The sequence below is a fragment of the Paraburkholderia lebeckiae genome, from assembly GCF_050436325.1.
GTDB classification, from domain to species: domain Bacteria; phylum Pseudomonadota; class Gammaproteobacteria; order Burkholderiales; family Burkholderiaceae; genus Paraburkholderia; species Paraburkholderia tuberum.
Genome location: NZ_JBNDLZ010000002.1, coordinates 1650404 through 1666231, shown reverse-complemented (window position 1 = coordinate 1666231; position 15828 = coordinate 1650404). Strand labels below are relative to the sequence as shown.

Below are 15828 nucleotides of genomic sequence, written 5' to 3'. Positions count from 1 at the left end.
GGCTCAGTCCATCTCGATCTGGATCTTGACATCGTTCGGGCGACCCGCCGCCGCCTCTTCGAACGCTCTGAGGCCGTCGGCAAATGCAAACTTGCGCGAGATGAACGGCTTCACATCAATCATGCCCGAACTGATCAGCGCCAGCGCGCGTGGGAACACATTCGCGTAGCGGAACACCGATTCGAGACGCACTTCCTTCGCCTGCATGGCGACGACATCGAGTGGCACGCGGTCGACCGGCATGCCGACAAGGACTGCGCAGCCGCCAGGGCAAAGCAGATTGAACAGGTCATCGTAGACCTTTGTGTTGCCGCTCGCTTCGAATACCACATCGGCACCCCAGCCTGCGGTGACATCGCGAACGATGTCGGTGAGTCGTTGCTCGCGCACGTCGACTGTAGTCACCGCTGGATTATCGGCAAAGAGCGCCAGTTTTTCCTTGATCACGTCCGCCAGAATGACGCGCGACGCGCCGCCCGCCAACGCGGCCAGGGCGGTCATCGCGCCGATGGTCCCCGCGCCGATCACGACCGCGACATCGCCCGGTTCCATCGCAGCCTTCTTGGCGGCCTGTAGCCCGATTGACAGCGGCTCGACAATCGCGCCCTCCGCGAAGGACACATTGTCGGGAAGACGGAAGGTGAAGGCGGCCGGATGTACGACATAAGGCGTCAGGCAGCCGTGAATCGGCGGGGTTGCCCAGAAACGCACGGTGGGGTCCAGGTTGTACAGTCCGCGCATCGTTGCCGGCGAGTCGAATTGCGGAATGCCCGGCTCCATGCAAACCCGATCGCCCACCCGCAGGTGCTCGACCTCGCTGCCGGCTTCGACCACGGTGCCGGACGCTTCGTGACCCAGCACCATCGGTGCTTCGACCTTGAACGGTCCGATGCGTCCGTGCGTGTAGTAGTGGACATCACTGCCGCAAACGCCAACCGTATGAATCTTGATCTTGACATCGCGAGGGCCGACTTCGAGCGGCAGGTCGATATCGCGCAGCGCGAGTTGGCGCGCTTCTTCGAGTACGAGGGCTTTCAAAACAGTCTCCTTACTTGCCTTTGAGCATTGAATTCAACAGCCGGCTCAGGATGCCGACGAAAATGATAGGAGGAAGCGCGAGCAGGACGGTGGAAGCATTGATCACGCCCCACGGCACCTCCTGTCCGAGGGAAGTGAATGCGGAGGCCACGACGGGCAGCGTCGCGCTTCTCGACGACGTCAAGGCGAGGGCGATCATCAGTTCGTTCCAGACCAGTACGAAGCTGAACACGATGCCGCCCATCAGCGTGGTTGCGCTGATCGGCAATGCAATCCGCCAGAACACCCCGTACGGGCCGTACCCGTCCAGCGTGGCGGCTTCTTCGACTTCACGCGGCAGGCGCTGGAATACCGGAATGGACAACCACGTGATGGTCGACAGCGTGACCAGCAGATAGGTCACCACCATCGACAGCTTCGTGTCATACAGCCCAACATCGACCCAGATAGCAATCAACGGGACGGCGATTGCGACCGGCGGCAGAAACCGCAGCGACAACAGAAAGAACTGGATGTCGCGCTTGCCCGGCAGGTGATATCGTGCGATGACATAGGCTGCGGGTACGCCGAGCAGCGCGCCCAGCACGACAGCAGAACCGACGATAGAAAGACTGTTGGCGAGTCCGATGAGTACCTCGGGGCTAGACACGACCTGCCGGTAGTTGTCGAGTGTCGGCGTAAAAAAGAAGCGCGGCGTCGGCGTAACGATGTCGAGCAGGTTTTTCAACGAATTGAGAAACGCCCAGAAGATCGGAAACACGGCCACTATGGCGAGCACCGCACCGAACGACCAACTGGTGCTTCGCGAAATCAGTCTTCCCATTTGTTCACCCGCTTCCAGATGAAGGTGAAAATCAGTGTGGTCGCGACCATCATCAGCACGGCCATACTCGAGGCATACGAGACCTTTCCGGACAACCCGATGCCTTGCGAATACGCGTACATGTCGAGGGTTTCAGTCGTGATCCCGGGGCCGCCTTTGGTCATCACATAGACCAGATCGAACGAGCGCAGCGACTCGACCATCTTGATGAACACCAGACTCATGATCGGCACCTTCAGCATCGGCAATGCGATATACGCGTAGACCTGCCAGGTGCGCGCGTAGTCGAGACGGGCGGCTTCGAGCGGCTCGGGCGGCAGCGTTTCAAGCAGTTTCAATATGACGACCCCGAAGAACAATCCCCACTGCCAGATATCGACGACTGCTACCGCGTACAGCGCGAGATGCGGATCGGAAAGAAAAGCCGTGTTCTCAACGCCCAGCAGACCAAGAAACCAGCTGAGAATGCCGGTGAGGGGCGAATACATGAACTTCCAGATGAAGGCCGCCGAGACTCGCGGTAGAAGCACGGGCACGATTAGCAACAGCGAAATGACGCTGCGCATCCGGCCGTGGATCTGCTCGAACAGATAGATCGCAACCAGAACGCCGACCACGACCGCGCCGACCACCGTGGTGATTTCCCAGATTGCCGATACTTCGATGGAATTGAGGAACCGTCTGTCCGAGAACAGCCGGGCGAAATTGCGCAGCCAGACGTACTCGCTGTCCGGATAGCGCAGCACGCGATTTCTCAATGCGAGGTTGATTGCCGCGACAGTGGGAACTAGACCGAGGACCGCCATCAAGGCAAGAGGCGGGCCAAGAAATACGAACGGAAGGCTGGTTTTACCCCGATTGAACATTGACTTCTCCAACAACGTAGAATCCGCGAACTCAGTGTTCCTGTGAGACCACGACTGGATCGGCGGTACCCCTTGCAGTACATCGCGTGCTGCAAGGGGCATGCGCGTTACTTCTTCGCGCTGTGTTCCATCGCGTCCTGAGCGTACTGAACGGCGTCGTTCAACGTTGCCTGAACATCCGGCTGCGTACCCGTGAACACCTCCTCCAGCGCAATACCGAGGTTGTCGCCGATATCCGGCCACTGCGGGCTTGACCAGATCGTGACCTTTGTCACCGGGTTGGTATCGTTCAGGCCAGCGAGAATCTGCGGCTTGACGTGCTTCTGGAAGTAATCGCTCTTGATCGTGCTCGAGCGGTTGTAGTCGCTAAAGACGTTGTCGCGAAGGCGGGCCTGCTCCTGATCCTTGCCGGTCGCCCAGGCAATGAACTTTCCTGCCGCCTGACGCGTGCATTCGTCCTTGGCGCCGACAGAGGAAATCGCGAGGCCATGACCGTAGGCAGCCGACGGCAACGGTGCCGGCGGCCTGACGTATCCCACCTTGTCCGCCACGCTCGACTTGGTCGGATCTTCCATCCAGTCGGCGAACGGCGTTGACTCGATCATGAAGGCGACCTTGCCGGAACGGAACGCTTCGAGCGCATTGCTCCAGTCGTACGTCGCCGAACCGGGAGGCGCGTATTTGAAGAGGTCCCGATATAGTTGCGTCGCCTTCACCGCGGCCGGCGAATTGAAGGACGGCTCCTGGCTCCTGTTGGTCCAGGTGCCGCCCTCTGCGAGCATGAACGGCGCCCAGCGCCATACATTCATGCCGGAACCGCGTTGTCCGCGTGCGACCCAACCGTACATGTTTGGCGGCGCATTGAGCTTCTTGATGTCCGCAACGAGTTCGTCGAGCGTTTTCGGCACTGGGAGATGCGCTTTCTCGAGAAGGTCACGACGGTAGAACAGGAAGTCGCCTCCGCCGATCAGGGGAGCGAAATAGGCGACGCCCTTATAGCTAGCCACGGCGCGCCTGCCTGGCAGGAAGTCGTCGTAGTCGGCGTCTTTCGGGTAGTACTTCAGCAGCGGTACGATCCAGCCCGCCGACGCAAACTCGGCGACGTTCGCCTCATCGACGTAATAGATCTGATAGGAACCTGCGCCCGTCGACGCGTCGAGTCGCGATTTCGAACGACGGTCGTTTTCACCAAAGTAGTTGATTTCAATCTTGGTACCGCTGCGCTTTTCATAGTCGGGCAGCGACTTCTCCATGACTGTCAGGCCGAGGCTCTTCTGGGCAAGCACCTTGAGCACGGGAACATTGCAGGTTTGTGCCGTCGCCAGCATGGGAAAGCTTGCGCCGAGGAATGCGCAAGCTGTCAACAATCGAATTGGTTTCACGCTCGTCTCCGCTTTTGAACTGTTCTTTGGCATCGCCATACGGGCGCTGCGATTTGGAAGCAGAGCAGACGTACGGTGATGAGAACTGTAGTGGTCGTGGCCAATGACCAGCCACTGCAAAAGGCGAAAGCCGGTGATACTTTTTGCTCATGCTTTGGATGCGGTGCACAAAAATGTGTCAGTGCTCGAAGCGGCCCGGTATATGCCCACGCCGTGGGGGGCGCCGGTCAGCGGTCGCTTCGATTGCTGTGGACACAGCCTTCGACAGGCTTGCACCACAACCCTCACCGACAAAGACAATGTTCAGGCTGCTGATCAACGAGTTTGACCAGATACCGGATTCAGCCCTCGTCGCGCTGGGTGCGAGAACGAATCCGGACGCCTTCGCCGTTTGTTGTGACTTTCCTCCGCGCTTATAGAGCGGATGATTGACGCAAACGCGCGTACGGCCGGAGAGCGCGTTTATCGCTGTGCCACAGCAGGCCGGGCGCACGCGTCGGTGTCGGGATTTCGAGGGGAATCAGCCTTACGTCTTCGCGCCTGGCTGCGTGTTCCGAGACGATTGCGGCGATGTCGGTGGAATTCACCAGTTCCATCATTGGCGCGATAGCATTCATTTCGGCAACGACAACGGGCGTTGCGTTAGCCATGCGGGAGCACTCTTCAGGAAGCGACCGGATGGCGAACGAGCGGGGAAGAAGAACGATCTTCATGCAGATGCGGTTCTGACATCCGGACAAAGCGCCGCGTCAAGAAAGGATGCGCTGCGCCGACGGCCAGCATCATCTCTTACGTGTACAACGCCTCGAATCGCAAGATGGATGCGTTTTGGGGTTTGTACGTCACGCCAAGGTCGAGTTCGTTGCGTGCAAGAGACGTCGCGATGTCGTCTCCTGACATTTCCATCACTTCGACACGAACGGACGGATGACGCGCTACGAAAACCGACATGCATCTCGGGATAATGCGCACGGCCACCGTTTCCCCGCTGGGGTTATCAGTTGCGCCGTGCGTTGGTATTTACGCTTCCAGTTGAACTTGCGCGACATTGAGAAGTTGCTCTTCGAGCGCGGCGTGGTCATGACGTATGAGACGATCCGATGCTGGTGCGACAAATTCGGCGCAGACTTCGCTCGTCGCGTGAAAGCGGCGCGACACAAGACAGGCAGCACCTGGCATCTCGACGAGATGTTTGTGACGCTGCGTGGCGAGCCTTACTTGCTTTGGCGTGCGGTTGATGAACATGGTGCCGAACTCGACATCGTGTTGCAGAAGCGACGCGACAAGGCGGCCGCCAAACGCTTCTTCAAGCACGTGCTTCGTTCGTGTCCGGTGCCATGCAAAATCGTCACTGACCAGCTGCGGAGCTATCCGGCCGCGAAGGCGGAGTCCGCGAACTGGCTAACGTCAGGCATGTGTTCGTTAAGGCGAGAGTCGAGTGATAAGGAAGGGAATACGGGTGAGAAAGGAGAACGGCGTCTGCTGCAGACGTCGTGCAAATGCATCACCGCGCAATCAGATTAGACGTGCAAGACGAACAAGACAATTCCACAAATGGAAGGGATTGCCCCTGCTTATGAACGACTCCCTTGTACCTGCGTATGACTGGTCGATGGCAACTACTTGCGGGACGCTTGCTAAGGCAAATCCTTCCCGTCACCACATCGATGATATACGCACGTATAAGAGCACTATGCTCACGGAGGACTGCCACAACCGTTCGTAGAATGGCCTTCGTGGGTCTGTCGGCTTATTCTGATTTCGTCGAGGTGGTGTTATCACAATGATCCCCGCCGGTTCCATGCGCCTCAAGTGGACAAATGGAACCACCTTTCGAGCCGGCTCAGGCCGGCTCTCTTTTTCACCGCGAAGCCGGTGAGTGGCGGCAAGGATCGGCGCATCGACAAGGACGCGCTCGCGGTGTTTTCGCGTCGTGGTTGCGGACGTCTCGGTGCTGAGCTGATAGCGGCCGCACGAGGTCTACCTCGTCCGTTGCCGTCCCATGTCCCCGACGGCGCACAATGATGGATTGGCGCGATGGCTATACGCTCCTTTACCTTTTCGACTAACGTGAAAGCTAAATTTTTCAGGCATTGGTTGCAGGATCCTATGTCTGTCGGCGCTATTGCACCGTCTTCCCGATATCTCGCCGCTGCCATGGCTGAAGGGGCGGAGGCTTTTGACGCAATTGTCGAAGTGGGCGGGGGAACAGGCGCCATTACCCAAGCACTCGCGAATCGTAATCCAGAGGCGCGTCTGGTTGTATTCGAACTGTCGGAGCAACTCGCTGACGGCCTGCATGCGCGGTTTCCTCATGCTCAGGTGGTCGCCGGCGCATTCCACGAAAATGTCTCCGTGCTGCACGACCTTCCTCCGAGAACGGTAGTCGTGTCGGGCTTGCCCTTCAGGTCATTGCCGGCCGGGATTGTGCACCCAACAGTGGAAGCGCTGGCTGATGTTTTGCGCGCAGACCAGGCGCGCCGCCTCGTTCAGTTCTCGTACCGGCTGCGCGCTCCATTTGCGGCGCCTGCGGATTTTGTCTGGCGTCGGGTTTGCACTGTCTGGCGAAACGCCCCGCCTGCCAACGTGTGGGAACTCCGGGGCAAACCGGTTTCAGCCTGATGCGATACTGAGGGGCAACGGTTCAAGGTTGGGCAAACGCCTCGGCACGCATCGTGGTCGTGGCGGAACTCTCTCCAACGCGACGTCCGTCTGTTAGTGCATCGCGGCTGCGACAAGAAGACGGAATGGGAGCGCGGTCAGCATTGCAGCGGCAAACCCTACGCACCACAGAATGACAAAACCACATCATTCGGGTTCCGTATAGACGGCTCCAATTTTCAGTTTTTTTCTGGCATCACATTCTCCGTTTATAAGATCATTAGTCATGCGAACGCGTCGGACCGTACGTGTCGGATCAACTCCGGGCCGACGGCGAACACACGAAGGCGATGAGCTTGCTCACAACCAGTAGCGTGGCCTTGGCAGAGGATCCGCCTTGGGATCGATCCCTCGCGCCGCGAGATTCGTTCGAATGACAAGAAAGGCGGACGCCGCAGAGAAGACGATTCTACGAACGGTTGCCGCAGTCCTCCGGGACCGCCGCGTTCTCATACGTGTGTATATCCCGAAGAGTCCAGCAACCGACGGGTCGTGGTTTGCGGCATGTTCCGAGAGCTGTTTTCCGTCACTCCGCCATACGCAGGTATAAGACAGCCATTCCCCTATAGGCGCGGTCTATGTCGTTCGTAGGATGGTCTTGTTTGTCTCGCCGATCTAACCTGATGTTCAGCCGGGGCATTTGCGCGATGCATGTCGTCAAACGCAAGCGCACCCTTCTGTCATCACGGAGCCGGGGTTTAGCGCCGCGATGCGTTGCGGTCGTGCTCACGCTTTGCATTGGCGGCTGTATGAGCGGTCGAACTGTTCAGGTCGATACCGCGAGCCTCTTTCCCATGGTGACGGCGAACGCGTCGGGCTCTCGCACCGGCATGGGCGCCAATGCTGCATCGGCTGCAGGGAATGCCACGGTTGGCTCAACTGTCGCAGGCGTACGCAACACCGTCTCGGTCAGCACAGGCGACGGACGCGCAACTGGCCGGCGAGCGCAGCCGTTTTCGAGCAGTGATGGATCGTTCGCCCTACGAGCGCTGCATGGGTTCGACGCGTTGCACGCCGAAGTCCTTGAGCGCATTGCTTGGCATGTCGACGGCCTGCTCGGTAACGGCGTTATATAGCGACGCGCACTCGTCGGACTTCCAGTGACGCTCCGAAATGACTGAAACGTCATCCAGCGGCCATGTCGTGTTAACGATCGAAGTCCGATAATGACAACCGAGACCATTCCAGTCCACTCGAGACTGACTGGGCGAGCAAACCGCAATCGATGCAGTACGCGAAGAGCAATTGATGTTGGCTCGAGTCTCCATGCTGGGCGGCTCGCGGCATGATTGTCGCCGGATATGCTCTCGGATCGCCGACGTGATAGTCTCGGCCTCAGGTATTCAATCTTCACGCCGCCCCGGACCAACATGCACACACGGTGGACCACTGACGACATTGCGCCGCAGACCGGCAAACGAGTGCTCATCACGGGAGCGAATAGCGGTATCGGCTATCAGGCCGCGCTGACGCTGATGCGCAAAGGGGCACGGGTCATCCTGGCATGCCGCGATAAACGACGCGCAGAAAAAGCTCTCGCCCGCCTGAAAGCCGAAGTTCCCGGAGCAAGCGCGGAACTGGCGATTCTCGACCTCGCTTCCCTCGCGTCCGTCCGCTCGTTCGCGCAGAAAGAACTCGCGGAGCAACGCCGCATTGATATTCTGGTGAACAATGCCGGCGTCATGGCGCCGCCGAAACGTCTTGAGACCACCGACGGCTTCGAGCTGCAGTTCGGCACCAATATGCTTGGCCATTACGCACTCACGGCGCTGCTCATGCCCGCTCTCGAACTTGCCGCGGCTGAATCGCCTGACCGGCCGCGTATCGTGACGATTGCTTCCATCGCGCACAAGCAGGGGAGAATTGATTTCGACGATCTGCAGTCGGAGAAGCATTATTCGCCGATGCAGTCGTATCGCCAGTCGAAGCTGGCGAATTTGATCTTCGCCTTTGAGCTCGACCGTCGACTGCGCGCGGCGAATTCCCGTGTCATGTCTGTAGCCGCCCACCCCGGGGTCGCGAACACCAATCTGTTTCGTTCCGGCGATCGATCCACGCTCTCACGGGCTGCTCGCAGCCTCGCTGGCCACGTTATCAGCGTCGCGCTGAATAGCGAATCCGCCGGCGCGCTGCCGACGCTCTACGCGGCGACGTCGCCCCACGTCGATGACGGCGGCTATTATGGGCCGCAAGGTTTCCTCGAGGCACGCGGGCGCAGAATCGGCGAAGCGAGTGTCGCGACGCAGGCCATGGATGAATTGACCGCCCAGCGTTTGTGGCAGGTATGCGAATCGCTCACGCAGATTCGCTTTCATCTGCAGTCCGAGCGGACCGCGTGAGTTGGACGCACGATGCCGCCGGATTTTTTTTGAATCGCGTTAATTGAACGACAGGTTGCAGCACCATGCGAATACTGATTATCGAGGACGAGCCGAAAATGGCTACCTATCTCCGCAAGGGGCTCATGGAAGCGAGCTTCCAGGCGGATACCGCCCTTGACGGCAAGGAGGGCCTCTTCCTTGCGCTTAGTGAAGACTACGATCTGATTCTGCTTGACGTGATGCTGCCCGAACTCGATGGGCTCGAAGTCCTCAAGCGCATACGGGAGAAAAAACATACGCCGGTACTGCTGTTGACGGCTCGCGACACGGTCCAGGACAAGGTCGTCGGGCTCGAGTCCGGTGCGGACGACTACCTGTCCAAACCGTTCGCCTACGCCGAATTGCTGGCGCGGGTCCGTGCGCTGCTGCGAAGGCCGGCGCAGTCGTCGGTCACTGTTTTGTGTGTCTCCGACATGGAGATCGATCTCGTCAGGCGGCGCGTGCGGCGCGGCAACGTGCGCATCGAATTGACGGCTCAGGAGTTTGCACTGTTGAAGTTGCTCGCCGAGCGCCAGGGCGAAGTGCTGACCCGGGCTTTCGTGACTTCCCACGTGTGGGATATCAACTTCGACAGCGACACCAATATCGTGGACGTCGCGGTCAAGCGTCTGCGCACGAAGATCGACAGCCCGTTCGAAAACAAGCTGCTGCATACGGTTCGCGGCATGGGCTACGTGCTGGAGGACAGGGCATGATTGGGGCCGGCGCGCCGTATTCACTGCTGAAGCGGCTCGCGCTCGCATTTTCGATTCTTGCCATCCTGGTGCTGTCGCTCGCCGGCGGCCTTCTCTACCATACGCTCTCACTGGAACTGCGACGCCGCGACGACAGCGAAATTGCCGTGAAGCTTCAGGAGTTCATGGCGCAGGCTCGCACATTGGGCAGCGCGGTATCGGTCGCGCAAAACGGTGCGGTATTTCAGGAGGCGCTGCTTTCACATCCCGCGGTGTCTTTCGCGATATCCGGCGGGGGTGGTGAACTGTTGGTGTACACCGGGGGACGCGGGCAGCGTCTGGCATCCGGGCTGGGCAAAGACGCCGGATCTGGTCCGTTCACCTGCAATCCGCCGGTCGTCGGGCCTGCCCGCTGCGTTGTGGGGCGAGAAAAGCTGTCGTCCGGGGAAACGATCCAGATCGTTCTCGCGCACGCGTCTCATGTACGGCGCTCGGTGCTGCGCGCTTTTCAGGAGGACCTATTGCTCGTGCTCGTCGGCGGTTCGCTGCTGATGGGCTCACTCGGTTATGCGATCGCGAAACGGGGCCTCGCGCCTGTGAAAACGATTGGTGCTCGCATTTCCAGCATCGAGGCACACAATCTGGACAATCGTCTGCAGATCGGCGGCGGCCCCGTCGAGCTTCACGACATAGCTGTCCCGGTCAATCGCATGCTCGACCGGCTCGAGCGCGCCTTCACGCGCCTCTCGCAGTTCTCGTCGGATTTGGCGCACGACATGCGCACGCCGCTCGCGAATATCATCAGCTCCTCGCAAATCACGCTGTCCAGGCCGCGCACGATTGATGAGTACGAGACGCTCATCGATTCGAATATCGAGGAGTGCGAGCGACTGCAGCGCATGATCGAGACCATGCTGTTTCTCGCGAGGGCGGATCATGCCAGACAGCAACTCAAGCTAGGGTCGCTCGACTGTCAAAGCGAATTCGCCAAACTCACCGCATTTTTCGATGCCGTCGCGGAGAATAAGAGCGTTCGGTTCTTCATCGATGGGCCCGTGCAAGTGCGAGCCGATCCGACGCTGTTCAGGCGCGCCGTCAGCAATCTGCTATCCAATGCGCTGGAGCATGCCGGGACCGCGTCCGAAGTCGTGCTACGAGCGTTCCGCGCGGGAGAGTATGTGGCCGTGCAGGTCATGAATAACGGCGAGAGCATTCCGCCCGAACATATCGATAAAATCTTCGAACGCTTTTATCGCGTCAATGCTGCCCGCGAGGGATCGGCGAAGAATACCGGCCTCGGTCTTGCGATCGTCAAAGCGATCATGGAATCGCACCGAGGCAAGGTCGAAGTGCTGAGCCGCGCAGGCAGCACGGTGTTTACGCTGTATTTTCCGGCTCTCGTCTAAAGCGCGGCGCGCCGCGCCGCAGCCCGTTCTCCTCTTCTACCTCGCGCACGTCGCCAGCCTCAATGTCAAAAATGACATTTAGCCGCAATGTGTGTATCAGCCGCAGATTTCGATAATTGACACCAGGCGATCGAGGGCATTAAGTCCTCGCTCTTCGAGTGTGTCAGGTCAATTCGATTCTGCGAGGGACTCATTGAAAACCAACTACCAGAGACGCCTGTATGCGTCCGTCGCCGGGGCCGGCTTGATCGTTCTGTGCGGCGCCTTCGCGATTCATTCGCGGACCACGCGGGCAACGGCCGAACCCGTAGCGGCTGAATCTGCCACGTCAGCGGCAGCGAGCAGTACGCCTACCGTTTCCAACGCCGTCGACCTGGCGCCCGAGGCGCTCTCGAACCTGCATCTGCAGATCGCCGACGCGGCGCTTCGCCCAGGCGTGCGGACCATCACCGCGCCGGGCGTGATCGCCTTCAACGGCAAGCAGCTCGCACAACTGAGTTCCCCATCCAGAGGTCGGATCGAGGCCGTCGACGTCGCGGTTGGCGACCACGTGCGTGCGGGGCAGCGACTTGCCGTGCTCGACGAGTTCGACCTCTCCGATGTGCGCAGCCAGCTCGCCAGCGCGCAAGCCGCGCTCGCCGATGCGACGGCCGCAGCCGAAGCGGCACACGCCGCGCTCGCGCGCGGCACTGAGTTGGTCGACGCCGGCGGCATTGCGCAAAGCGAACTCGAGCGCCGTCGCGCGATCGCGGCCAATGCCGATGCCACGCTGCGCTCCCGGCAAGCGGATCTGCAGAAATGGCGCGGCATGACACAACGATTGATGCCGATCGATGCCGCCGCGAAGGCAAAAGGCGACATGCGCACCCTTGCCGCATTGAGTCCGCGCGACTCGCTCGGCGCCGTGGTCGCGCCATTCGACGGTGTCGTCACGGCAGTGAGTACGGCCGCCGGCAACATCGTCGATACGTCGCAGTCGCTCGTCACGGTGACGGATCTGTCGACCGTGTGGCTGCAAGTCAGCGTGCCGGAACACGACGCCGCTGCCGTGCACGCGGGTCAGACAGTCGCGGTGAACGTCGATGCCTATCCGAATCAGCCGTTCAACGGACGCGTCATCGACGTCGCGGATCAGGCCGATCCGAATACGGGCACCGTCACGGTGCGTTGCGAAGTGCCGAACCCCGGCGGCCTGCTGCGCGCCAACCTGTTCGCCACGGCAAACATCGCGGCGCCGCTCGGCCACGATTCCGTGCTGGTGCCCGATTCCGCGTTACAGGACGTGAACGGGCAGACGGTCGTATTCGTGCCTGCGGGTCAGGGTCACTTCCTCCCGCGCACGGTCCATACCGGCGTGGCCGAGAGCGGCATGACCGAGATCGTGAGCGGGGTCAAGGCCGGAACGCCGGTGGTCGCCGACGGCAGCTACTGGCTGAAGGCCGCGCTGATGCAAACCACCATTCCCGACGAAGGCTGAACCGCGAGCGCAGGTCATGATTACGAAGATTGTCGATGCGGCGCTGAAGAATCGCGCCATGGTACTGATCCTGGTCGCCGTACTGATCGCCTTTGGGCTCGTCAGCATGCAGCGACTGCCATTCGATGCGCAGCCCGATATCTCGCCGGTCCAGGTGCTCGTGACGACGCAGGCGCCGGGGCTCGCTCCGGTCGATATCGAACGCTCGATTACCGCGCCCGTCGAACTCGCCCTGCAAGGGTTGCCCGGCATGCAGGCGCTGCGCTCCATTTCCCGTTATGGGCTGTCGGTCATCTACGTGCGCTTTGCCGACGGCTCGAACATCTATCAGGATCGCAATCTGATCGGCGAGCGCCTGCAGACGGTGCAGCTTCCGCCCGGTACAAATCCGCCTCAGATGGGACCGCTGTCGGATGGCCTGAGCGAGATCTATCAATTTCAGGTGCGTGGCCACGGGCAATCGCTGATGACGCTGCGAACGTTGCTCGACTGGCAGATCGCGCCGAAATTCCGCGAAGTGCCGGGCGTGGTCGACGTCAACGTCAACGGCGGCGAATTGAAGACCTACGAAGTGCAGGTGGCGGACGACGCGCTCACGCGCTACGGCCTTTCGACCGCCGACATCTTCAATGCCGTGCAGATGAACAACGGCGCGGCCGGCGGCGCGACCATCGAGCACAACGGCGGGGAGGCCATCATTCGCGGCGAAGGGCTGCTTCGCAACGCGACCGACATCGGCAACATCGTGTTGCGCACCGAGCCGGATGGCACGCCGCTTTACGTTCGCAATGTCGCGCGCGTCGTCGAGGCGCCGATGCCCCGGCTTGGCGCAGTCACGCGCGACGGCCAAGGCGAAGCCGTTGTCGGCGTCGTTCTGATGGGACTCGGGCAGAACACGCGTATCGTCGCGCAGCGGGTTCAGGACGCCGTCAGGGAAATCAACAAGACGCTGCCGCCCGGCGTCGAAATCGCACCGTACTACAACCGCGCCGACCTGATGAACCGCGTGCTGCATACGGTTGCTCACAACATGGTCGAAGGCGCCGTGCTCGTGATTGCCGTGCTGCTGCTGTTGCTCGGCAATGCGCGCGCCGGCCTGATCGTCGCGCTGGCGATTCCTTTGTCGATGCTGGCCGCGGCGATTGCCATGTACAGCGCGGGTATGTCCGGCAATCTCATGAGCCTGGGCGCCATCGATTTCGGCCTGCTCGTCGACGGCGCGGTGGTCATGATCGAGAACATCGTACGGCGGCGCGCGGAAGCACCGGCGCGGCCCATGCGGGCGGTCGTGCTCGAGGCATCCCGGGAAGTGGCGCGGCCCGTCACGTTTGCGGTCCTGATCATTACCGCCGTCTATCTGCCGATTCTCAGCCTCCAGGGCGTCGAGGGAAAGATGTTCCGCCCGATGGCGTTGACGGTCGTGTTCGCGCTCCTCGCGTCGCTCGTGATCACGTTGACCGTGATGCCCGTTCTCGCGAGCTTTCTGCTGCGCGGCAAGGTGGCCGAACACGAGAGCCGCATCGTCCATTGGGTACGGCGGCGCTATGAGCCGGTGCTCACGCGCGCAGCGCATCGTCCCGTGCTGACTATCGGGCTTGCCGTGCTGCTGCTCGCGCTCGCGGGCGTTCTCGGCTCGCGCCTCGGTGCGGAATTCCTGCCGCGTCTGGAAGAAGGGGCGCTCACGGTCACGACCACGAAGCTGCCCGGCATTTCCGTGCCGTCGGCGGTCGAGTCACAGACGATGGTCGAGCGAACGCTAATGCGCTTTCCCGAAGTCCAGTCGGCAGTCACGCTCGGGGGCAGTTCCGAGATTCCCACCGATCCGATGGGTGTCGAGCAAAGCGACACTTTCATCATGCTCAAGCCGAAATCGGAGTGGAAGACCGCGCAGACTCAGGAGGGACTGGTCGAAGCGTATTCGGATGCGCTCAATCGCGCGGTTCCCGGCCTCACGCTCGATTGGGCCCAGCCGATCCAGATGCGCATGGACGACATGCTGGCGGGCGTGCAGGCGGATGTAGCCGTGATGATTCACGGCAACGACCTCGACGCGTTGCACGATACCGCGCAGCGTATTGCGAGCGTGATCGCTCGCGTGCCGGGAGCCGCCGACGTGCAGGCGCAACAGACGGTCGGCCAGCCGTACTTGCGCATCATCGTGAACCGGGATGCGGTGGCGCGCTATGGCCTCAATGCGAGCCAGGTGCTCGACGTGGTGCAGGCGCTTGGAGGCCGCACGGTTGGCTCGATTTCGAATAACGATGGCCGCTTCGATATACGCGTTCGTCTGACGCCGCAAGACCGCACTGATGTGGCGCGAATCGGCGCGCTACGCGTGAGCAACGGCGCGGGCAAGGCCGTGCCGCTCGCCGAAGTCGCCGACATCCGGATGGAGCCCGGTCCTTCGACGATCGAGCGCGAAGAGGGGCAGCGCGTGATCATGGTGCAGGCCAACGTGCGCGGCCGCGATCTCGCCGGGTTCGTGCTCGCTGCGCAACATGCCGTGGCCACGCAGGTCAAGCTTCCGCCCGGGTACAGCCTGTCCTGGAACGGCAGCTTCAAGAATCTGCAGGAGGCGATGTCGCGGCTCTACGTGGTCGTGCCCGTCGCCCTGGCGGTGATCTTCGTCCTGCTTTATCTGATGTTCGACAGCGTGAGCCTGGCGGCACTCATCTTCTTCAACGTGCCGTTTGCGGCAATCGGCGGGATCCTGGCGCTCTGGACTCGCGGCCTGCCGTTCAGCATTTCGGCCGCCGTCGGCTTCATCGCGCTGTTCGGCATTGCGGTGTTGAACGGGGTCGTGCTGGTCAGCTACATCGTCGAGAAGCGGGCGAGCGGCCTTGGCGCTATCGAGGCTGCGCGGCAGGCTGCCTTGACACGGCTGCGTCCCGTGCTGATGACGGCGACTGTCGCGAGTCTGGGCTTCCTGCCTATGGCTTTTTCCACGAGTTCCGGCGCGGAAGTTCAACGGCCGCTCGCCACGGTGGTGATCGGTGGACTGATATCGGCCACGCTGCTGACCTTGCTGGTGCTGCCGTCCCTGTACCCGTGGTTCGACCGCCGCAAGCGCACGGTGCCGCAAGAGCAGACCGTACCGGAATACGCAGAATGACACAGGGT

General features: G+C 61.0%; 13 protein-coding genes and 1 pseudogene. 8 read left to right on the top strand and 6 right to left on the bottom strand.

All coding sequences use genetic code 11. From position 1 onward, the window contains the following. Positions 1–3 precede the first annotated feature (3 nt). From OKW44_RS10870 to OKW44_RS10845, 6 genes are all read right to left on the bottom strand, one after another. Positions 4–1038, bottom strand: a complete 1035-nt coding sequence (locus OKW44_RS10870) for an NAD(P)-dependent alcohol dehydrogenase (protein ID WP_018424376.1) — start codon at positions 1036–1038, stop codon at positions 4–6. A 10-nt stretch (positions 1039–1048) separates the two neighbouring features. After that, complete coding sequence (locus OKW44_RS10865) at positions 1049–1861, bottom strand: carbohydrate ABC transporter permease (RefSeq protein WP_018424377.1); 813 nt, start codon at positions 1859–1861, stop codon at positions 1049–1051. Beyond that, positions 1849–2727: a carbohydrate ABC transporter permease gene (locus tag OKW44_RS10860; protein ID WP_026226511.1), complete on the bottom strand. Its 879-nt coding sequence runs from the start codon at positions 2725–2727 to the stop codon at positions 1849–1851. Before OKW44_RS10860 ends, OKW44_RS10865 begins: the two co-directional genes overlap by 13 nt. A 107-nt stretch (positions 2728–2834) precedes the next feature. Continuing rightward, positions 2835–4148: an ABC transporter substrate-binding protein gene (locus tag OKW44_RS10855; RefSeq protein WP_084754393.1), complete on the bottom strand. Its 1314-nt coding sequence runs from the start codon at positions 4146–4148 to the stop codon at positions 2835–2837. 374 nt (positions 4149–4522) lie between these two features. Continuing rightward, positions 4523–4822, bottom strand: a complete 300-nt coding sequence (locus tag OKW44_RS10850; protein ID WP_026226513.1) for a LysR substrate-binding domain-containing protein — start codon at positions 4820–4822, stop codon at positions 4523–4525. A 76-nt stretch (positions 4823–4898) separates the two neighbouring features. After that, entirely contained in the window at positions 4899–5060 is a 162-nt protein-coding gene (locus OKW44_RS10845; RefSeq protein WP_275426103.1) for a LysR substrate-binding domain-containing protein, read from the bottom strand. Between OKW44_RS10845 and OKW44_RS10840 the strand changes: the two are divergent. The 8 genes and pseudogenes from OKW44_RS10840 to OKW44_RS10805 form a co-directional block, all read left to right on the top strand. Then, a pseudogene (locus OKW44_RS10840) lies at positions 5037–5539 on the top strand (IS6 family transposase); the annotation flags it as partial. The gene OKW44_RS10845 and the pseudogene OKW44_RS10840 sit on opposite strands and share 24 nt — an antisense overlap. A gap of 607 nt (positions 5540–6146) precedes the next feature. Continuing rightward, on the top strand, positions 6147–6731 hold the full coding sequence (locus tag OKW44_RS10835) for a class I SAM-dependent methyltransferase (RefSeq protein WP_018424380.1): 585 nt from the start codon (positions 6147–6149) through the stop codon (positions 6729–6731). Positions 6732–7736: 1005 nt separating this feature from the next. Next, positions 7737–7874, top strand: coding sequence for a hypothetical protein (locus OKW44_RS10830; protein ID WP_162634096.1), 138 nt, complete (start codon positions 7737–7739; stop codon positions 7872–7874). Positions 7875–8140: 266 nt separating this feature from the next. Next, positions 8141–9109, top strand: coding sequence for an oxidoreductase (locus OKW44_RS10825; RefSeq protein ID WP_018424382.1), 969 nt, complete (start codon positions 8141–8143; stop codon positions 9107–9109). Positions 9110–9174: 65 nt separating this feature from the next. Next, a complete protein-coding gene (locus OKW44_RS10820) occupies positions 9175–9846 on the top strand; it encodes a heavy metal response regulator transcription factor (protein WP_018424383.1) in 672 nt (223 codons plus the stop codon). Then, on the top strand, positions 9843–11231 hold the full coding sequence (locus OKW44_RS10815; protein WP_018424384.1) for a heavy metal sensor histidine kinase: 1389 nt from the start codon (positions 9843–9845) through the stop codon (positions 11229–11231). The genes OKW44_RS10820 and OKW44_RS10815 overlap by 4 nt, the downstream gene beginning before the upstream one ends. A 193-nt stretch (positions 11232–11424) precedes the next feature. Then, positions 11425–12708, top strand: a complete 1284-nt coding sequence (locus OKW44_RS10810; protein ID WP_018424385.1) for an efflux RND transporter periplasmic adaptor subunit — start codon at positions 11425–11427, stop codon at positions 12706–12708. A gap of 16 nt (positions 12709–12724) precedes the next feature. After that, the gene (locus OKW44_RS10805; RefSeq protein WP_018424386.1) at positions 12725–15820 is read left to right on the top strand and encodes an efflux RND transporter permease subunit; all 3096 of its coding nucleotides are present in this window, start codon (positions 12725–12727) and stop codon (positions 15818–15820) included. The last annotated feature ends 8 nt before the right edge of the window (positions 15821–15828 follow it).